General features: G+C 66.2%; 17 protein-coding genes. 14 read left to right on the top strand and 3 right to left on the bottom strand.

Features of this window, described 5'->3' with window-relative positions; genetic code table 11:
• Positions 1-60 precede the first annotated feature (60 nt).
• Entirely contained in the window at positions 61-486 is a 426-nt protein-coding gene (gene fur, locus ACF8NF_RS13440) for a ferric iron uptake transcriptional regulator (protein WP_013804774.1), read from the bottom strand.
• A gap of 156 nt (positions 487-642) precedes the next feature.
• Between fur and ACF8NF_RS13435 the strand changes: the two genes are divergently transcribed.
• The 4 genes from ACF8NF_RS13435 to ACF8NF_RS13420 all read left to right on the top strand — a co-directional run bounded on the left by ACF8NF_RS13435 (position 643) and on the right by ACF8NF_RS13420 (position 3,418).
• Positions 643-1,191: an outer membrane protein assembly factor BamE gene (locus ACF8NF_RS13435; RefSeq protein ID WP_016447212.1), complete on the top strand. Its 549-nt coding sequence runs from the start codon at positions 643-645 to the stop codon at positions 1,189-1,191.
• A gap of 124 nt (positions 1,192-1,315) precedes the next feature.
• Positions 1,316-2,152, top strand: coding sequence for a 4-hydroxy-tetrahydrodipicolinate reductase (gene dapB / locus ACF8NF_RS13430; RefSeq protein ID WP_017407286.1), 837 nt, complete (start codon positions 1,316-1,318; stop codon positions 2,150-2,152).
• Positions 2,153-2,182: 30 nt separating this feature from the next.
• The gene (locus tag ACF8NF_RS13425) at positions 2,183-2,914 is read left to right on the top strand and encodes a MotA/TolQ/ExbB proton channel family protein (RefSeq protein WP_392450718.1); all 732 of its coding nucleotides are present in this window, start codon (positions 2,183-2,185) and stop codon (positions 2,912-2,914) included.
• Positions 2,915-2,938: 24 nt separating this feature from the next.
• Positions 2,939-3,418, top strand: coding sequence for a biopolymer transporter ExbD (locus ACF8NF_RS13420; RefSeq protein ID WP_016447209.1), 480 nt, complete (start codon positions 2,939-2,941; stop codon positions 3,416-3,418).
• A 59-nt stretch (positions 3,419-3,477) separates the two neighbouring features.
• Here the strand turns inward: ACF8NF_RS13420 and ACF8NF_RS13415 are convergent, their stop codons facing one another.
• Positions 3,478-4,692 (bottom strand): mechanosensitive ion channel family protein, encoded by a 1,215-nt coding sequence (locus tag ACF8NF_RS13415; RefSeq protein WP_213757988.1) that lies wholly within the window; start codon positions 4,690-4,692, stop codon positions 3,478-3,480.
• A gap of 351 nt (positions 4,693-5,043) precedes the next feature.
• Here ACF8NF_RS13415 and leuS point away from each other — a divergent pair, with 351 nt between their 5' ends.
• The 3 genes from leuS to holA all read left to right on the top strand — a co-directional run bounded on the left by leuS (position 5,044) and on the right by holA (position 9,501).
• Complete coding sequence (leuS, locus tag ACF8NF_RS13410) at positions 5,044-7,779, top strand: leucine--tRNA ligase (protein WP_392450717.1); 2,736 nt, start codon at positions 5,044-5,046, stop codon at positions 7,777-7,779.
• A 157-nt stretch (positions 7,780-7,936) separates the two neighbouring features.
• Entirely contained in the window at positions 7,937-8,443 is a 507-nt protein-coding gene (lptE, locus tag ACF8NF_RS13405) for an LPS assembly lipoprotein LptE (protein ID WP_392450716.1), read from the top strand.
• 5 nt (positions 8,444-8,448) lie between these two features.
• Entirely contained in the window at positions 8,449-9,501 is a 1,053-nt protein-coding gene (gene holA, locus ACF8NF_RS13400) for a DNA polymerase III subunit delta (RefSeq protein ID WP_392450715.1), read from the top strand.
• A gap of 12 nt (positions 9,502-9,513) precedes the next feature.
• Here the strand turns inward: holA and ACF8NF_RS13395 are convergent, their stop codons facing one another.
• Entirely contained in the window at positions 9,514-9,816 is a 303-nt protein-coding gene (locus ACF8NF_RS13395; protein WP_016447204.1) for a hypothetical protein, read from the bottom strand.
• Between the two features lie 189 nt (positions 9,817-10,005).
• Here ACF8NF_RS13395 and ACF8NF_RS13390 point away from each other — a divergent pair, with 189 nt between their 5' ends.
• The 7 genes from ACF8NF_RS13390 to gshB all read left to right on the top strand — a co-directional run bounded on the left by ACF8NF_RS13390 (position 10,006) and on the right by gshB (position 19,884).
• Positions 10,006-11,286, top strand: a complete 1,281-nt coding sequence (locus ACF8NF_RS13390; RefSeq protein ID WP_016447203.1) for a glutamate-5-semialdehyde dehydrogenase — start codon at positions 10,006-10,008, stop codon at positions 11,284-11,286.
• A 59-nt stretch (positions 11,287-11,345) separates the two neighbouring features.
• Positions 11,346-12,803, top strand: coding sequence for a Trk system potassium transporter TrkA (gene trkA / locus ACF8NF_RS13385; protein WP_016447202.1), 1,458 nt, complete (start codon positions 11,346-11,348; stop codon positions 12,801-12,803).
• Between the two features lie 9 nt (positions 12,804-12,812).
• Positions 12,813-14,279 carry a TrkH family potassium uptake protein gene (locus ACF8NF_RS13380; RefSeq protein ID WP_016447201.1) on the top strand — a complete coding sequence of 489 codons (1,467 nt, stop codon included), beginning with the start codon at positions 12,813-12,815 and terminating at the stop codon, positions 14,277-14,279.
• 81 nt (positions 14,280-14,360) lie between these two features.
• Positions 14,361-15,656, top strand: a complete 1,296-nt coding sequence (gene gshA / locus ACF8NF_RS13375) for a glutamate--cysteine ligase (RefSeq protein WP_012207794.1) — start codon at positions 14,361-14,363, stop codon at positions 15,654-15,656.
• A 97-nt stretch (positions 15,657-15,753) separates the two neighbouring features.
• Entirely contained in the window at positions 15,754-17,622 is a 1,869-nt protein-coding gene (locus ACF8NF_RS13370; protein ID WP_026062036.1) for a potassium transporter Kup, read from the top strand.
• 50 nt (positions 17,623-17,672) lie between these two features.
• Complete coding sequence (locus ACF8NF_RS13365) at positions 17,673-18,854, top strand: benzoate/H(+) symporter BenE family transporter (RefSeq protein ID WP_160850952.1); 1,182 nt, start codon at positions 17,673-17,675, stop codon at positions 18,852-18,854.
• 79 nt (positions 18,855-18,933) lie between these two features.
• Entirely contained in the window at positions 18,934-19,884 is a 951-nt protein-coding gene (gshB, locus tag ACF8NF_RS13360; protein ID WP_016454229.1) for a glutathione synthase, read from the top strand.
• Positions 19,885-20,116 lie beyond the last annotated feature (232 nt).

The raw sequence follows: 20,116 nt of genomic DNA, 5'->3' as shown, positions 1-20,116 counted from the left end.
AAGTAAAAGGCAAAAAAAAGCGGAGTGCTTCACACTCCGCTTTTTCTGAGGGACCCGGCCTTATTTGCTGGGCCGGCTCGCGCATTCAGCGCACTGTCCGTACAGGGCCATCGAATGGTCCTGGATCACCCAGCCCTTGGCCTTGGCGATCAGGTTCTGGCGCTTTTCGATATCGGGATCGTAGAACTCCTCGACCTTGCCGCAGCTGGTGCAGACAAAGTGGTCGTGGTGCTGGCCTTCATTGAGCTCGTAGACGGCCTTGCCGCTCTCGAAATTGCTGCGGATGAGGATGCCTGCCTGCTCGAACTGCGTGAGCACGCGGTAGACCGTGGCCAGGCCGATGTCCGAACGCTCGTCCAGCAGCACGCGGAACACGTCTTCGGCCGTCATGTGGCGTTGCGCACCCGTCTGGAAGATCTCCAGGATCTTCAGGCGGGGCAGCGTGGCCTTCAGGCCGGTACTCTTGAGTTCGTCGATGTTCTTCATGTCTGGGTCTTTGGCAGAGACTGCCCGCTGGGCTGCCACCACGGCAGGTGCGGGACGGCGAACAAAATGGCCCTGGTGCCAGGGGCGTCGCATGATCGCAAGCCCCAGGGACCAGCCGCTACAATGATCCACGATCATATCCCTATGCTGATACCAATGCATGTTCAAGCCCGTTGCCGCGCCAGTGCGGCCCTGATGCTGTTGATCGGGGTGGCGCTGGCAGGCTGCAGCAGCCTCGATGGCGCCGCGCACCGAGTCGCCAATGTCGTCACTCCCTACAAGGTCGAGGTCGTCCAAGGCAACTTCGTCTCCCGCGAACAGGTCGAGGCCCTGCAGCCCGGCATGAGCCGCCAGCAGGTGCGTGACATCCTCGGCACGCCGCTGGTCACCAGCGTATTCCACGCCGACCGCTGGGAATATGTGTTCACCATCAAGCGTCCCGGCGTCGATTCCCAGGTGCGCAAGCTGACCGTCTTCTTCAACGGCGACCTGTTCGCCCGCTCCGAAGGCGACGAGATGCCCACCGAGGCCGAATTCGTCGCCAGCCTGGGCTCCAAGAAGAAGCTGGGCAAGATTCCTCAGCTGGAAGCCAGCGAGGAGCAACTGTCCAAGTTCCCCGCTGCCAAGCCGGTCGAAGAGCCCGTGGCCGCCGAGCCGCCGCCCGCGGCGGCCAGCTATCCGCCACTGGAGCCCGGCGCCCGCTGATATCGCCGCCCGCGCGCCGCAAGGCATGCGGGCGTTTTTCCGTGGATGGCGGCTGCCGCGGTGCCTGCCGTGCGCCCGGGCAGTCCACTTTCCACGCATTGAGCCTTTGCATCTCTTTCCCGACATGAACGCCACGACCGCCACTTCCTCCAGCAACAACCAGCGCCTGCGCGTGGCCGTGGCCGGCGCCTCCGGCCGCATGGGCCGCATGCTGATCGAGGCCATCGCGCAAAGCGATGACCTTGCGCTGACCGCCGCGCTGGACCGTCCCGACAGCCCTGCGCTGGGCACCGATCCCTCGGCCTTCCTGGGCCTGGCCAGCGGCATCGTCATCGAAAGCGATGTGCGCGCCGCGCTGTCCAAGGCCGACTGCCTGATCGACTTCACGCGCCCCGAGGGCACGTTGGAGCACCTGGCCATCTGCGCCGAACTGGGCGTCAGGCTGGTCATCGGCACCACGGGCTTCAGCGACGAGCAAAAGGCCCGCATCGCCGAGTACGCCCAGCGCACGGCCGTGGTGCTGTCGCCCAACATGAGCGTGGGCGTGAACGTGACCTTCAAGCTGCTGGAGATGGCGGCCAAGGCCCTGTCCAGCGGCTACGACATCGAGATCGTCGAGGCCCACCACCGCCACAAGGTGGATGCGCCTTCGGGCACCGCCCTCAAGATGGGCGAGGTCATCGCCGAAGCCCAGGGCACGAAGCTGGCCGACCGCGCCGTCTACGAGCGCTTCGGCCACACCGGTGCGCGCGAGGACAACACCATCGGCTTTGCCACCGTGCGCGGTGGCGACATCATCGGCGACCACACGGTGCTGTTTGCGGGCACGGGCGAGCGCATCGAGATCTCGCACAAGTCCAGCAGCCGTGCCGGCTATGCCCAGGGCAGCCTGCGTGCCGCGCGCTTCCTGGCGGGCAAGACCAGCGGCCAGTACGACATGTACGCCGTATTGGGCCTGTGACGAGGCTCGCAGCACGGGCAAGGTAAGACCATGAGCGGTCCACTCTGGCTCTGGTGGCAGCAAGGCGATGCCGTCGCGCGCGGCACGGCGCTGCTGCTGCTGGCGCTGTCGGTGGCCAGCTGGGTGGTCATCGTCTGGAAGGTCTGGTTCATGGCCGCCAGCCGGCGCCGCGTTCCCCAGGCCATTGCGGCCTTCTGGAGCGCGCCGGACCTGGCCTCGGGCCAGGCCCGCATGGGCGAGGGGGATCGCCAGCAACTGGTGGCACCCATGGCCGAGGCCGTGACACAGGCGCTGGCACCCATGGGCAGCGGCCTGGCGCTTGCGGGACGCGCGGCGCATTCCGTCCGCCTGACGCGGGGGCTTCGCCAGGCGCTGCAATCGGCCAGCCACCAGCTGCAATGGGGCCAGACCCTGTTGGCCACGGTGGGCGCCACGGCACCTTTTGTCGGCCTGCTGGGCACCGTCTGGGGCATTCACCACGCGCTGGCCACGCTGGCGGGCAGCGGGCAGATCGGCATCGAACAACTGGCCGGCCCGGTGGGCGAGGCCCTGGTGATGACGGCGGCCGGACTGGCCGTGGCCCTGCCGGCCGTGCTGGCCTACAACCTGCTGGGCCGGGCCGCGGCCCAGATGGAGGCCCTGCTGGAAGGCTTTGCCCATGACCTGCAGGCCATGTTCGGCACCCAGCCGGCCGAGCAGGCGCCGCACGATGACGGCATGGCCGTCGCCGGCCTGTCGGCCGGCCCCATGGAAGCGCCCTGACGGGGCGGCTCGCCAGGATCGCACATGGCCTTTGGACGACTGAGCGGCAAGGAAAGCTCCTCCCAGCCCATGCACGCCATCAACGTCACCCCGCTGGTGGATGTGATGCTGGTGCTCGTCGTCATCTTCATCCTCGCGGCACCCATGCTGGCCGCCTCGCTGCGCGTGCAATTGCCCCAGGCCCAGGGCACCCAGCCCATGGCCGCCGCGGGCGAGGACGATGCGCTGCTGCTGGAGGTCGATGCGAAGGGCGCGCTCTGGATGCAGGGCCAGCCCGCCACGGCGGATGCGCTGCGTGAGCGCCTCGCTCAGCTCGGCGCGCGCAACCCCCAGGCAGAACTGCAACTGCGTGCCGACCAGGCCGTGCCCTATGGCCGCGTGGCCGAACTCATGGGCTGGGCCCACGCGGCAGGGCTGACGCGCATAGGCTTCGTGGCCGAGCCGGCGCGAAACCAGGATGGAAAACCCGCAGCCGTCCTGGGTCCCACCGGCGCCGGGCGCTGAAGCGATCAGGCGCTCAAGCGCTCAAGCGCTCAAGCGCCGCCGGGCCTGTGCCCGCGAACCTAGTCCTGTCCTTCGGGCCAGCGCTCGTTGCCCGCCAGCCGCAGATGCTGGCCATGGTCCGAGGAGCGCTGGTACAGACTGAGCCCGAACAGCGGCAGCATGCCGATCAGGTGATCGAAGATCGCGCCCTGTATGGCCTCGTACTCCACCCAGACCGTGGTGCTGGTGTAGCAAAACAGCTCCAGCGGCACCCCCATGGGAGAAGGCTCCATGGTGCGCACCAGCAGGAACATGTTCGGTGTCTTGTGGATGTGCGGATGGCGCAGCAGGTAGGCGTATGCATAGGCCTTGAACGCGGCCAGATTGCTCAGATGCTGCGCTGCCATCTCGCTGCCCGCCGGCGCATCGGCCATGCGCAGGCCGCCATCACTGCTCCAATAGTCCTTGAGGGGCTCGAGCAATGACAATTTCTGCCGCTGCTCTGCCGTCAGCAGGCGGATGGTGTGGGCGTCTATGTGCAGCGAGCGGCGGATGCGGCGCCCGCCCGACTCGAACATGCCGCGCCAGTTCTTGTAGCTGTCGCTCATCAGCCGCCAGGTCGGAATGGTGGTGATGGTCTTGTCCCAGTTCTGCACCTTGACCGTGTGCAGCGCGATGTCGATCACGAAGCCGTCGGCGCCGACCTGGGGCATCTCGATCCAGTCGCCCACGCGCAGCATGTCGTTGGAGCCCAGCTGCACGCCGGCCACGAAGGACATGATGGTGTCCTTGAAGATCAGCATCAGCACGGCCGAGGCCGCGCCCAGGCCGGACAGCAGCAGCAGCGGCGAGCGGTCCACCAGGGTGGCGACGATGAGCACGATGGCGATCAGGAACACCAGCAGCTTGCCCAGCTGCACATAGCTCTTGATCGAGTGCGCCTGCGTGGCCTTGCGCTCTTCCTTGAGGTCGTGCGCCTCGTTCATGGCATTGAGCAGGGCGCTGACCACGCGGGCCACGTGGTAGATGGTGCAGGCGATGGCCAGGTTCAGGATCAGGGTGGCCCACTGCGGCTGCAGCTGCGGTATGGCCTGCACGCCGGACTGCATGACCAGCGAAGGCACGGCCTTGGCCAGCCGCTGCAGCACGCTGTCGTGCAGCAGCACCTGGGCCCACTCCATCTCCACCAGCGTGCTGCGCATGCGCGGCAGCACGCGCAACAGCAGCCATTGCACGACAAAACCCGCGGAGCGGGCCAGCAGCACCAGCGCGCACAGCGCAGCCAGGGCCTGCATGACGGGATCCCAGCCGGAAATCAAAGACCAGTTCAGCAAGAGAAAACTCCAGGGCGCGGAAAAACCTGCCGCGCGATAGCGGCATGCCCGGGATGTCCGTATCCGTTCCTGCGCAAGTCCGGGCTGGCGATGGCGGAACGTCTGCGGCGCACTGCCACAGAGGGTGCCAAGCATACGCAGCGCGGCTTTTCCCCGCGCGGCGGCCGGGCAACCGGGTGCCGATGGCGCAGTACCGCCTGCGGGCTTGTGGGCTGCTTGCGGCACCGGCGGGCCGGGGCCCTAAAATCGTCGGTTGATTCCGGCCATCCGGCTCGTCCGGCCACCTTGTCCGGCCCTTGGGGCCGCAGCACCATGCAAGAGAAATACAACCACATCGACGTTGAGCGCGCAGCGCAAGACCACTGGTCCGCCCGCGACGCCTACCGCGTGACCGAAGACCAGGCCAAGCCCAAGTTCTACGCCTGCTCCATGCTGCCCTACCCCAGCGGCAAGCTGCACATGGGCCATGTGCGCAACTACACCATCAACGACATGCTGGCGCGCCAGCTGCGCATGAAGGGCTACAACGTCCTCATGCCCATGGGCTGGGATGCCTTCGGCCTGCCGGCCGAGAACGCGGCGCTCAAGAACAAGGTGCCGCCTGCGCAGTGGACCTACGACAACATCGCCTACATGAAAAAGCAGATGCAGGCGATGGGTCTGGCCATCGACTGGAGCCGCGAAGTGGCCACCTGCGATCCCGACTACTACAAGTGGAACCAGTGGCTGTTCCTGCAGATGCTGGAAAAGGGCATTGCCTACCGCAAGACCCAGATCGTGAACTGGGACCCGGTGGACCAGACCGTGCTGGCTAACGAGCAGGTCATCGACGGCCGCGGCTGGCGCACGGGCGCGCCGGTCGAAAAGCGCGAAATCCCCGGCTACTACCTGAAGATCACCGACTACGCCCAGGAGCTGCTGGACCATGTCCAGGTGGGCGGCGACAAGGCCACGCTGACCGGCTGGCCTGAAAAAGTGCGCCTGATGCAGGAAAACTGGATCGGCAAGAGCGCGGGCGTGCGCTTCGCCTTCACCCACGACATCCGTGGCACCGACGGCCAGCCCATCCAGGACGGGCGCCTGTATGTGTTCACCACGCGCGCCGACACCATCATGGGCGTGACCTTCTGCGCCGTGGCGCCCGAGCACCCGCTGGCCCAGCATGCCGCGGCATCGCAGCCCAAGCTCGCGGCCTTCATCGAAGAATGCAAGAAGGGCGGTACCACCGAGGCCGAACTCGCGCTCAAGGAAAAGGAAGGCCTGCCCACGGGCCTGTTCGTCACCCATCCGCTGACGGGTGCCCAGGTCGAGGTCTGGGTCGGCAACTACGTGCTCATGAGCTACGGCGACGGCGCCGTCATGGGCGTGCCCGCGCATGACGAGCGCGACTTCGCCTTTGCGAAGAAGTACGGCATCGCCATCCGCCAGGTCATCGCGGTCGAGGGCGAGACCTTCAGCACCGAGGCATGGGCCGACTGGTACGGCGACAAGCAGCGCGCTGTCTGCATCGAATCCGGCGAACTCGACGGCCTGCCCCATGGGGCTGCCGTGGACAAGGTGGCCGAACTGCTGGCCGCCAAGGGCCTTGGCGAGAAGAAAACCACCTGGCGCCTGCGCGACTGGGGCGTGAGCCGCCAGCGCTACTGGGGCACGCCGATTCCCATCATCCACTGCGAGGACTGCGGCGCCCAGCCCGTGCCTGCCAAGGACCTGCCCGTGGTCCTGCCCCAGGACCTGGTGCCCGATGGCTCGGGCAACCCCCTGGTCAAGAGCGAAGCCTTCCACGCCGGCGTGGTCTGCCCCTGCTGCGGCAAGAGCGCGCGCCGCGAGACCGACACCATGGACACCTTCGTGGACTCGTCCTGGTACTTCATGCGCTATTGCGACGCCAGGAACAGCGAGCAGATGGTGGGCAAGGGCACGGACTACTGGATGCGGGACCAGCATGCCGCCACCGGCGGCAGCGGCATGGACCAGTACATCGGCGGCATCGAGCACGCCATCCTGCACCTGCTGTACGCGCGTTTCTGGACCAAGGTCATGCGCGACCTGGGCCTGGTCAAGGTCGATGAGCCCTTCACCAAGCTGCTGACCCAGGGCATGGTGCTCAACCACATCTACAGCCGCCGCACGGCCAAGGGTGCCAAGGAGTACTTCTGGCCCAAGGATGTCGAGCATGTGTTCGACGAGACCGGCAAGATCGTGGGCGCCAGGCTCAAGGCCGAGGTGGACAGCGCCGACGGCCTGCTGCCCGTGGGCACGGACATCGACTACGAGGGCGTGGGCACCATGTCCAAGTCCAAGAACAACGGCATCGATCCGCAGGAGCTGATCGAGAAGTACGGCGCCGACACCGCGCGCCTGTACACCATGTTCACCGCGCCGCCCGAGCTGACGCTGGAGTGGAACGATGCCGCCGTCGAAGGCAGCTACCGCTTCCTGCGCCGCGTCTACAACTTCGGCGCCAAACTGTCGCAGATGGACATGGCCGGCGCCGTGCAGAGCGTGGCCGGCGCCAAGTCGCTGGACGACGTGGCATTCGGCAAGGCCGCCAAGGCCCTGCGCCTGGAGATCCACACCGTGCTCAAGCAGGTGGAGTACGACTACCAGCGCATGCAGTACAACACCGTGGTCTCGGGCGCCATGAAGATGATCAACGCGCTGGAGGACTTCAAGTCCCACGACGACGCGGGCGCCCAGGTGGCGCTGATCGAAGGCTTCGGCGTCCTGCTGCGCGTGCTCTACCCGGCAACGCCCCACCTGGCCCATGTGCTGTGGAGCGAACTGGGCTACGCCGCCCACCTGGGCGATGTGCTGGACGCGCCCTGGCCCCAGGTCGATCCCCTGGCCCTGGTGCAGGACGAGATCTCTCTGGTGCTGCAGGTCAATGGCAAGCTGCGCGGGGCCATCCTCGTGTCCTCGACGGCCGACAAGGCCGAGATCGAGCGCATTGCCCTGGCCAACGAGGAATGCCAGAAGTTCACCAATGGCGCGGCGCCCAAGAAGGTGATCGTGGTGCCGGGCCGCCTGGTCAACGTCGTGGTCTAGGCCATGGCATGCCCCCTGAGGCGCTGCGCGCCTTCCCCCTCTCGCTTCGCGGGGGGGGCGACACCCTCGCTGCGGGGCGGCCCTTGCTCGGTGTCCCTCGCTTTGGGCGCGACCGTTGCAAGGGCTGTGAGTGGCGCAAGCGCCTTGGAGAACTGATATGCAAAAACGTACCCTGCTCACCACCCTGGCCCTGGCTCCGCTGCTGGGGGCCTGCGGCTTTCGCCTGCGGGGGGTGCCGACCTTCGTGTTCCGCTCGCTCTACATCCAGGCGGGCCGGGGCTCTCCGGTGGCGCGGGAGCTGTCGCGCAACCTGGCCAGTGCCAGCGACAAGCTGACCGTGCTGCGCGATCCGGCATCGCCCGACGATGCGGATGCGATCTTCCAGATCATCAGCGAGCGGCAGGAGCGGGTCATCGTTGGCATGAACGCGCTGGGCCAGGTGCGCGAGCTGCAGCTGCGCCTGCGCGTGCGCTTCAAGCTGCGCACGCCCAATGGAGACGAGCCGATCCCCGAGACCGAGATCCTGCAGCAGCGCGACGTGACGTACAACGAAACCAATGCGCTGTCCAAGGAGGCCGAGGAGGCCATGCTCTACAAGGACATGCGTACCGACATCGTCCAGCAGTTGCTGCGCCGCCTGTCGGCCGTCAAGAGCTTGACCTGAGCCCCATGCAGCTTGCCCTGAACCAGCTCGGCGGCCATCTGGCCAAGGGATTGCGCTCGCTCTACGTGCTGCACGGCGACGAGCCGCTGCAGCAGCAGGAGGCTGCCGACGCCATCCGTGCCGCCGCGCGCGCCGCGGGCTACACCGAGCGCAGCAGCTACACCGTGGCCGGCGCCCATTTCGACTGGAGTGCCGTGCTGGCGGCCGGTGGTTCGCTGTCGCTGTTTGCCGATCGGCAGATCATCGAGATCCGCATTCCCTCGGGCAAGCCCGGCAAGGACGGCGGCGCCGCGCTGCAGCAGATCGCCGAGGCGGCGCGCGGCAATGACAGCACGCTCACCCTGGTCATGCTGCCGCGCCTGGACAAGGCCACCAGGACCGGCGCCTGGTTCAGCGCGCTGGAAGCCCAGGGCATGACGCTGCAGATCGATCCCATAGAGCGCGGCCAGCTGCCGGCCTGGATTGCCCAGCGCCTGGCAGCCCAGGGCCAGCGCGTGGCACCCGGCGAGGAAGGCCAGCGCACGCTGCAGTTCTTTGCCGACCGCGTCGAGGGCAACCTGCTGGCCGCACACCAGGAGATCCAGAAACTGGCCCTGCTGCACCCCGCCGGCAAGCTGAGCCAGGCGCAGGTGGAGCAGGCAGTGCTCAATGTGGCGCGCTACGACGTGTTCAAGCTGTCCGAGGCCGTGCTGTCCGGCCAGTTGGCGCGCGTCTCGCGCATGCTCGACGGCCTGCAGGCCGAGGGCACGGCCGAGGTGCTGGTGCATTGGACCCTGGCCGAGGACATCCGCTCCATCTGCCGCGTCAAGGACGCCATGGCCGCAGGTCAGCCCCTGCCCATGGCCCTGCGCGCCCAGCGCGTCTGGGGCGTCAAGGAGCGTTTGTTCGAGCGCCTGCTGCCGCGCATCACCGACGCCCAGGCCGCGCGCCTGCTGCAATCGGCCCACGCGGTGGACGGCATCGTCAAGGGCCTGGCCTTCGAGGGCTGGCCACGCGACGGCTGGCAGGCCCTGCGCCGCCTGGCCATGGACCTGGCCCAGGCCGGCGCCAAGGGCTGACGTACCCCGTTCCTAGCTCGTCTTTTCCAGCTGCGCCTGGGCCTTGGTGGCCCAGGTCTCGAGGTTGTCCAGCAGGTCCTTCTGGCTGAAGGAGCAGCTTTCCTCGCTGAACAGCGCGCTGGACTCCAATCGGTCCAGCAGATTGAGCAGCACTTCGCCGTAGCGCGGCGGCAGGGCCTGCAGCAACTCCGAGGAAGCCCTGGCCTGCTGCCCGAGCACGGCGGCCGGCAGCTGCTGCTGTGCCAGTTGGGCGAAGCCCGCGCGCAACTGTGCGAGCTGCTGGGCGGCGAGAAGAGTGTCGTGGCTGGTGGACATGGCGGGAAAACCTCTGCGTACTCGGCAGCAGTGTAGGGTGGCCGCGACATCCTGCCGGCCGCCGGAACGCGGGGTTTGCCCTCTGGTGGCCGTGCGAGGACGCATCCCAGCCGCATCCCAGCCGCATGTTGGCGCGGGGCATGCCCGCTCTCGGTGCGCAAATGGGCGCAACTCGGCGAGAATCTCGGAATGAACGCGCTCAATATCGTCGAATACACCCACAACCTGGGCGTTCAGGCCAAAGTGGCCTCCGCCCAGATGGCCCGAGCCTCGGCTGCCGTCAAAAGCCGCGCCCTGCTGGCGCTGGCGCGCCTGCTGCGGGAGAACGTGGAGCCGTTGCAGACCGACAACGCCCGTGACCTCGAACGCGCCGTGGCCAACGGCCTGTCCGCTCCCATGGTGGACCGCCTGCGCCTGACGCCCAAGGTGCTGGAAACCTGTGCCCAGGGATGTGAGCAGCTGGCCTCCATGGCCGATGTGATCGGCGAGATCATCGGCATGAAGCAAATGCCCAGCGGCATCCGCGTAGGCCAGATGCGTGTGCCGATCGGCGTGTTCGGCATGATCTACGAAAGCCGCCCCAACGTGACCATCGAGGCGGCCAGCCTCAGCATCAAGAGCGGCAACGCCTGCATCCTGCGCGGCGGCTCCGAGGCCATCGACTCCAACAAGGCGCTGGCTGCCCTCGTCGCCAGGGCGCTGGCCGAAGCCGGCCTGCCCGAGCACGGCGTGCAGCTGGTGCAGACCACGGACCGCGAGGCCGTGGGCCAGCTCATCGCCATGCCCGACTACGTGGACGTCATCATCCCGCGCGGCGGCAAGGGCCTGATCGAGCGCATCAGCCGCGAGGCCAAGGTGCCCGTCATCAAGCACCTGGACGGCAATTGCCACACCTATGTCGATGATCCCTGCGACATCGCCATGGCCGTCAAGGTGGCCGACAACGCCAAGACCAACAAGTACAGCCCCTGCAATGCCAGTGAAAGCCTGCTGGTGGCGCGCGGCGTGGCCGCCGAATTCCTGCCGAAGATCGGCGCCATCTACGCCGCCAAGGGCGTGGAGATGCGCGGCTGCCCCGAATCGCTGGCCATCCTGAAGTCTGTGGCCGGTGCTCAACTGGCCGAGGCCACCGAGCAGGACTGGAGCGAGGAATATCTGGCGCCCATCATCAGCGTCAAGATCGTGTCCGGCGTGGACGAGGCCATCGCCCACATCAACCGCTACTCCAGCCACCACACGGACGCCATCCTGACGCGCGACCATATGCACGCCCAGCGCTTTCTGCGCGAAGTGGACTCGGCCAGCGTCATGGTCAATGCCAGCACGCGCTTTGCCGATGGCTTCGAGTACGGCCTGGGCGCGGAAATCGGCATCAGCACCGACAAGTTCCATGCGCGCGGTCCTGTGGGCATCGAAGGCCTGACCTCGCTCAAATACGTGGTGCTGGGTGAAGGCGAAGTCCGCACCTGACCGAGCCGTGCTGCGCGCCGGAATGCCCCGCGCCGGCACCGCAGCACTGCAATGAATCCATGAAAATCATCATTCTTGGCGCCGGCCGTGTGGGCTACAGCGTGGCAGAAAGCCTGGTGTCCGAACGCAACGACATCACGGTGATCGACACCGACGCACGGCGCCTGCGCGAGCTGGAGTCGCGCTTCGACCTGCGTGGCGTCGTGGGCAGCGGCATCGATCCCCATGTGCTGGCCGAGGCCGGCGCCAAGGACACGGACCTGCTGATCGCCTGCGCCGCGCTCGACGAAACCAACCTTGTGTGCTGCAAGCTGGCCCAGGTCCTGTTCGAGATTCCCACACGCATCGCGCGCGTGCGCTCCTCGGGCTTTGGCGAGGACGAGGCGCTGCTGGGCAAGGAAGGCTTTGGCGTCGACCGCATCATCTGCCCCGAGGAATCGCTGACCAACTACATCAGCAAGCTCATCGAGTTTCCCGAAGCCATGCAGGTGCGTGCCTTCGCGGGCGGGCGGGCCGCACTGGCCTCGGTGCGCGCGCGCGACGGCGCCCCCGCCGTCGGCAAGCGCATCGGCGAGCTGCGCGACTGCATGCCCGAGCTGGCCATGCGCATCGTGGCCATCTACCGGCGTTTCCTGGACGAGCCCGACCGCTTCGTCCGCTGCGACGGCAACACGCGCATCGAGCCCGGCGACGAGGTCTTCATCCTGGCCGCGCGCGAGCATGTGGCCGAGGTGCTGCGTGCCATCCACCAGCCTGCCGGCCGGCCTTCGCGCCCGGTCTACCGCATCATGGTCGCCGGCGGTGACCAGGTCAGCCAGCGCCTGGCGCTGCAGCTGTCGCGCGTGCCGGGCCGCTTCCACATCAAGATCATCGAGCCCGACGAGCAGCGCTGCCAGGACCTGGCCTCGCTGCTGCCGGCCGAGGTGCTGGTGCTGCACGGCGATGCCACCGACGAGGACCTGCTGGCCGATGAAAGCGTGGAGGACGTGGACCTGTTCCTGGCCCTGACCGACGACGATGAGAACAACATCATGGCCAGCCTGCTGGGCAAACGCATGGGCGCGCGGCGCGTGCTGTCGCTGATCACGCGGCGTGCCTACGCCGACCTGATGCACGGCACGCAGATCGACATTGCGCTGTCGCCGGCCCAGGCCATGCTTGGCGAACTGCTGGCCTATGTGCGCCGCGGCGACGTGCAGGCCGTGCACAGCCTGCGCCGGGGCGTGGCCGAGGCGCTGGAGATCGTGGCGCGCGGCGACCGCAAAAGCTCGCGCGTGGTCGGCCGCAAGGTCGAGGACCTGCGCGTGCCCGAGGATGCCCACATCGGCCTCATCGTGCGCGGCATACCCGAAGGCGTGCCGGCCGACGAAATCGCGGCCGGTGCCGAGCCCGAGGTCATCATCCCGCGCAGCACCACCGTGATCGAGAGCGGCGACCACGTGATCTTCTTCCTGCCCCACAAGCGGCTGGTACGGGACGTGGAGAACCTGTTTCGCGTCAGCGCCACCTTCTTCTGAGCCGACACCATGCGCGACCTGTTACCCGTCCTGCGCGTGCTTGGCATGCTCATGGTCATGTTTGCGCTGTCCATGCTGCTGCCCTTTGCAGTGTCCTGGTTCACCGACGACGGCATCTGGCGCATCTACCCCTGGGCCATCGGCATCACGGCGGCTGCGGGGCTGTCGCTGTGGATAGGCCTGGACCACTTCCGGCGCGAGCTGCAGCCGCGCCACGGCGTCATCCTCGTCACCCTGGTCTGGGTGGTTTTGCCGCTGTGCGCCATGCTCCCTCTGGTGCTGGGCATGGGCCATGTGGGGCTGAGCATCAGCTTCACCCATGCCTATTTCGAGGCCGTCTCGGGCCTGACGACCACCGGCGCCACCGTGCTCACGGGGCTGGATGCGCTGCCTGTGTCCATCAATGTCTGGCGCACCTTCCTGCAATGGTTGGGCGGCATGGGCATCCTGATCCTGGCCGTGGCCATCCTGCCCCTGCTGGGCGTGGGGGGCGCCCAGCTGTTCCGTGCCGAAGCCGCTGGCCCCATCAAGGACACCAAGCTGACGCCGCGCGTGACCGAGACCGCCAAGGGCCTGTGGGGCGTGTACGGCGTGTTCTCGCTGGCCTGTCTGCTGGCCTTCTGGGCGGCAGGCATGTCGCCGCTGGATGCGCTGATGCACATGTTCGCCACCGTCAGCCTCGGTGGCCTGTCCTCGCATGACACCAGCTTTGCGTATTTCGACTCGCCGTTGATCGAACTGACCGCCCTGGTCTTCATGCTGCTGGCCAGCTGCAACTTCGCGCTGTACTTCGTGGCCATGCGCAAGGGCCGCTGGGACGGCTTCTGGCGCGATCCGGAAATGCGCGCCACGCTGGCCGTGCTGCTGGGAGGCGGGCTGATCGTGGCGCTGCTGCTATGGGCCAAGGGCGTGTACGGGCCCGTGGAGGCCCTGCGCTACGGTCTCTTCCATGTGGTCTCGGTGGCCACGACGACCGGCTTCACCACGGTGGACTACCTGACCTGGCCCGTCTTTGCGCCCGTGCTCATGCTGCTGATGTCGGGTGTGGCCACCAGTGCGGGCTCCACGGGCGGCGGCATCAAGATGGTGCGCATGCTCATCCTGCTCAAGCAGGCGCGGCGTGAACTCACGCGGCTCGCGCATCCGCGCGCCTTGCAGCCCGTGCGGCTGGGCACCGGCGTGGTGGACAACCGCATGATCTTCTCGGTGCTGGCCTTCATGCTGGTCTATGGCGCCACCGTGATCACACTCAGCATGGTGCTGCTGCTCACCGACCTGGACCCGGTGACCGCCTTCTCCGCCGTGCTGGCCAGCGTGCACTGCATGGGGCCGGGCCTGGGCGCGGTGGGCCCGTCCTCCAACTATGCTGTGCTCACCGAATTCCAGACCTGGGTCTGCACCCTGGCCATGCTGCTGGGGCGCCTGGAAATCCTCAGCTTCATGGCCTTGCTTTCGCCGGCTTTCTGGCGCCGCTGACGCTGCAAAGACTGGGGAAAACACCTAGACCATGGTCCAATCTCTACAATTGCCCCCCACCGTCGTACCCAGAGGGTCTTTATGGTTCCACATCTCATCACGGCCCTGACCGGCCCGATCAACGAGCTTGAGCAGCGCATCCTCGACTCCATGCCGGCGATCGAGCGCTGGTTCCGGCTCGAATGGATGGAACACACGCCGCCTTTCTATTGCTCGGTGGACATCCGCAACGCCGGTTTCAAGCTCGCACCCGTGGACACCAACCTCTTCCCCGGGGGCTGGAACAACCTGACCGACGAAATGCTGCCGCTGGCCGTACAGGCGGCCATGGCGGCGATCGAGAAGATCTGCCCCGAAGCGCGCAATCTGCTCATCATTCCCGAGAACCACACGCGCAACACGCACTACCTGGCCAACGTGGTGCAGCTCAAGCGCATCTTCAACATGGCCGGTCTGAACGTGCGCATCGGCTCCATCAGCCCCGATGTCAAGAAGACCACCACCGTCACCCTGCCGCATGGCGACACGGTGACGCTGGAGCCGGTGATCCGCAGCAAGCGCCGCATCGGTCTCAAGGATTTCGATCCCTGCACCATCTTGCTCAACAACGACCTGTCGTCCGGCGTCCCGGGCATCGTCGAGGAGCTGTACGAGCAATACCTGCTGCCCCCCCTGCATGCAGGCTGGAGCGTGCGCCGCAAGAGCCGCCATTTCCAGAGCTATGAGGAAGTGGCCAAGCGCTTCGGCAAGCTGCTGGGCATCGATCCCTGGCTGATCAACCCGCTGTTCGGGCGCAGCGAAGGCATCGACTTCGCCAATGGCGTGGGCATGGAAGGCCTGGCCGAACAGGTCGATGTGCTGCTGGCCAAGGTGCGCCGCAAGTACAAGGAGTACGGCATCAAGGAAAAGCCGTTTGCCATCGTCAAGGCCGACAACGGCACCTATGGCATGGGCGTGATGACCGTGCGCGATGCCAAGGAGCTGGCCGAGCTGCCGCGCAAGAGCCGCAACAAGATGGGCATGATCAAGGACGGCCAGACCGTGCACGACGTGATCATCCAGGAAGGCGTGCTCACCCAGGAGCGCATGAACAACGCCGTGGCCGAGCCCGTGGTCTACATGATGGACCGCTACGTGGTCGGCGGCTTCTACCGCATGCATCCCGAACGCGATGTGGACGAAAACCTCAACGCGCCCGGAGCCGGCTTCGTGCCGCTGGCCTTCCAGCACAGCACCCAGCTGCCCCAGATCGGCGCGCGCCCGGGTGCCAGCATGCCCAACCGCTTCTACATGTATGGCGTGGTGGCCCGGGTCGCCATGCTGGCGGCCAGCTATGAGCTGGAGGCGACCAACCCCAACGCGGAAATCTACGACTGATCGGGGTGCTGTCCGATGCGCTCGTCATCAGGACAGCGGACAATGCCGGCATTTCAATTGACTGAAGCCATCTCCCCACGGGATGGCGCATAGACCTGTGCAGAAAACCAAATCTTCGTTGGCCGCGCTCACCCTGGGCGCCATCGGCGTGGTCTATGGCGATATCGGCACCAGCGTGCTGTATTCGGTCAAGGAGGTCTTCGGCTCCGGCCATGTGCCGTTCACCCAGGAGAACATCTACGGCGTTCTGTCGCTGCTGTTCTGGACCCTGACGGTCATCGTCTCGCTCAAGTACGTGGTCCTGGTGCTGCGTGCCGACAACAACGGCGAAGGCGGCCTGGTCGCCATGCTGGCCCTGGCCTCGCAGACCGTCAAGGACAAGCCCCGCCTGCGCAACGTGCTGCTGCTCATCGGCATCTTCGGCACTTCGCTTTTCTATGGTGATGGCGTGATCACGCCGGCCATCTCCGTGCTCTCGGCCGTCGAAGGCCTGGAAGTGGTCTCTCCGCACTTCACCAAGGCCGTGATCCCGCTGACCCTGGTGATCCTCTTCCTGCTTTTCTGGTTCCAGAAGCACGGCACGGCGGGGATCGGTCGGTTTTTCGGCCCCATCACCCTGGTCTGGTTTGCCACCATCGCAGCGCTGGGCGTGCACCAGATCGCGGGCCATCCCGAAATCCTGGCGGCCATCAGCCCGCACTTCGCAGTGCGCTTCATCTGGGACAACCCCGGCACCAGTTTCATCATCCTGGGCGCCGTCGTGCTGTGCGTGACCGGGGCGGAGGCGCTTTACGCCGACCTGGGCCACTTCGGCAAGAAGCCCATCCGCCTGGCCTGGTTCTCCGTGGCCATGCCTGCCCTCACGCTCAATTACTTCGGCCAGGGGGCGCTGCTGCTGGCCAACCCGGCCGCCGTCAAGAATCCCTTCTACATGATGGCCCCGGCCTGGGCGCTGCTGCCCCTGGTGCTGATGGCCACCATGGCCACGGTCATCGCTTCGCAGGCCCTGATCACGGGCGCCTTCAGCGTCACGCGCCAGGTCATACAGCTGGGCTATCTGCCGCGCCTGGAAGTGCGCCACACCAGCGTGCGCGAGACCGGCCAGATCTACATGCCCCTGGTCAACTGGAGCCTGTTCGTGGCGATTGCGCTGGCCGTGGTGCTGTTCCGCTCCAGCGGCAACCTGGCGGCCGCCTACGGCATTGCGGTCACGCTGGACATGCTGATCACCACCACGCTGACCTTCTTCGTGATCCGCTACCGCTGGAACTACCCGCTGGCCCTGTGCATCGCGGCCACCGGATTCTTTTTCCTGGTGGACCTGGCCTTCTTCTCGTCCAACCTGCTCAAGCTGTTCGACGGCGGCTGGTTCCCGCTGCTGATTGGCGGCACGGTGTTCTCGCTGATGATGACCTGGCGCAAGGGCCGCGAGCTGCTGCACGAAAAGCTGCAGGCCGATGCCATCGACCTCAAGAGCTTCCTCGAATCGGTCTGGCGCCATCCGCCGGCGCGCGTGACGGGCACGGCCGTCTTTCTTTCCGGCGAACCGGGCACCGTACCCAACGCCCTGCTGCACAACCTCAAGCACAACAAGGTGCTGCACAACCAGAACATCTTCGTCACGGTGCGCAACCATGAAATTCCCTGGGTGGGCCTGGACAAGCGCACCGAGATCGAGGCGCTGGGCAGCGACTGCTGGCAGGTCATCATCAACTACGGCTTCAAGAACGAACCGGACGTGCCGGCGGCACTGTCCCTGCTGCGCCCCCGGGGTTGCCAGCTCGACGCCATGGAGACCAGCTACTTCCTGTCGCGCGATGTCATCATCCCGCGCATCAGCCACCGCATGGCGCCCTGGCGCGAAAAGCTGTTTGCCCAGATGCACCGCAACGCCAGCCGTGTCTCCGACTTCCTGCACCTGCCCAGCAACTCCGTGGTGGAGCTGGGCTCCAAGATCGAGCTGTAGGCGTCGCCAGCGCATCGCACGGTCGGCGGCTGTGGTGACAGAATCGCGCGATGCGCTTTTTCCGTGACTTGAGTCCCTCTGCCTTCGCAGCCGGCTTCGTGGCCGTGCTCGTGGGCTTCACCAGCTCGGTGGCCCTGGTCTTTCAGGCCGCCCAGGCCTTCCATGCCACGCCCGAGCAGATCACGTCCTGGATCTGGGCGCTGGGACTGGGCATGGGCCTGTGCTCTCTGCTGCCCTCGCTGATACTGCGCATGCCGGTCATGGTCGCCTGGTCCACGCCAGGCGCAGCCGTCCTTGCCACGGCAGGGCTTGCCGGGGGCTTTTCCATGGGCGAGGCCATTGGCGCCTTCATCATCAGCGCGGGGCTGATCATCCTGGTGGGAGCCACAGGCTGGTTCGAGCGCGTCATGAACCGCATCCCCATGGAAATCGCTGCCGCCCTCCTGGCGGGCGTACTGGCCAACTTCGGCATGCAGGCCTTTGCCGCCGCCAGGGATGCGCTGCCCCTGGTGCTGGTCATGCTGCTGACCTATCTGCTGTCGCGCCGCCTGGCACCGCGCTATGCGGTCATCGCCACGCTGGTGGCCTCCATCGCCTGGGTGGCGCTCAACGGGCAAATGCAATGGTCCGCCGTGCATGCAGGCCTTGCCTGGCCAGTCTTCACCATGCCGCAGTTCTCGGTGCCCGCCCTGGTGAGTCTGGCCTTGCCCCTGTTCGTCGTCACCATGGCCTCGCAGAACCTGCCCGGCGTGGCCGTCATCCGTGCCACCGGCTACGACCTGCCCATCTCCCGCATCATCAGCATGACGGGCATCGCCACCCTGGTGCTGGCCCCCTTCGGTGGCTACGCGCTCAACCTCAGTGCCATCACCGCTGCCATCTGCATGGGCCCCGAGGCCCATGAGGACAAATCCCGCCGCTACACGGCGGCGGCGATCTGTGGCCTCTTCTATATAGTCATCGGCATCTTCGGCGCCGTGGTCACGGGACTGCTCACCGCCTTCCCCAAGGAACTGGTGGTCTGCCTAGCGGGACTGGCCCTGCTGGGCTCCATAGGCAGCGGCCTGGCGACAGCTCTCAAGGGGGAGGAACACAGGGAGGCTGCGTTGATCACCTTTCTGGTGACGCTCAGCGGCGTGGTGATAGCCGGAGTCGGCTCGGCGTTTTGGGGCGTGGTCGCGGGCAGCCTGGCGCTATTTGTGCAACATTACCGACGTGCACGGGCTGACTGATACGCGGCCCAGGCCCGGGCACCCCACTTCCGCCTCCCATACAGGCGAGGCACGGGCCGCCGCCTTCTGCACACAACCCATGCAAATCCTCTTCGTCGCCGATCCGCTCGAATCGTTCCAGACCTACAAGGACACCACCTTCGCCATGATGCGCGAGGCGCAGCGGCGCGGCCACTCCATCGTGGCCTGCGAACCCAGGCAGCTTTCCTGGCAGCGCGGCGGCAAGGTCGTCGCCCAGGTGCGGCACATCCAGCTCACGGGAGATGCCCGGCAGTGGTTTGAAATCTCCAAGGAAGGCCTGGAGGAGCTGGCGGGCTTCGACGCCATCCTCATGCGCAAGGACCCGCCCTTCGATTCCGAATACTTCTACTCCACGCACCTGCTGGAACAGGCCGAGCGCGAAGGCGCAAAGGTCTTCAACAAGCCCAGGGCGTTGCGAGACCATCCGGAAAAGCTGGCCATCCTCGAATTCCCGCAATTCATCGGCCCGACCCTGGTCACGCGCAGCGCGCAGGACATCCGCGCCTTCCATGAAGAGCATCAGGACATCATCCTCAAGCCGCTGGACGGCATGGGCGGCATGGGCATCTTCCGCGTGGGCGCCGACGGCCGCAACCTGGGCAGCATCATCGAAACCCTGAACCAGGGCGGTGCCAGCAGCGTCATGGTGCAGAAATTCCTGCCCGAGATCACCGAGGGCGACAAGCGTGTGCTCGTCATCGGCGGCAAACCTGTTCCCTATTGCCTGGCACGCATTCCCCAGGGCAACGAAGTGCGCGGCAACCTGGCAGCGGGCGGCAAGGGCGTGGCCCAGCCTCTGAGCCAGCACGACAAGGCCATGGCCGAAGAGATCGGCCCCCTCCTCATGGAGCGTGGACTGCTGCTGGCCGGTGTCGATGTCATCGGCCAGTGCATCACCGAGATCAATGTGACCAGCCCCACCTGCTTCCAGGAGATCCATGACCAGACCGGCTGCGACGTGGCCAGCCTCTTCGTCGACGCTCTGGAACAGGCCTTGGCGGCGGCTTGAAAAAACTTGGCGGATGACGCCAGTCATCCGCCAAGTTTTGGTGCTAGAATTGCGCCCCTGCACTCGATGACACGCAAATGTCTGAAAAGTGAAGCTTCCAGAGTTTTGTAAGACCGTTAAAAAACGTGCTACAATGCAAGGCTCTGCTGAAGAGAGCGATGCAGATCGCTGGTGTTGAAAAAATCGAAGAAATTTGATTGCAACGACGCTAAAAACTGTGCTAGAATTCAAG

Origin of the sequence: Delftia sp. WSY_22 (assembly GCF_043104185.1) — a bacterium.
Taxonomy (GTDB): domain Bacteria; phylum Pseudomonadota; class Gammaproteobacteria; order Burkholderiales; family Burkholderiaceae_C; genus Comamonas; species Comamonas tsuruhatensis.
This window is presented reverse-complemented; position numbering and strand designations above follow the sequence as displayed.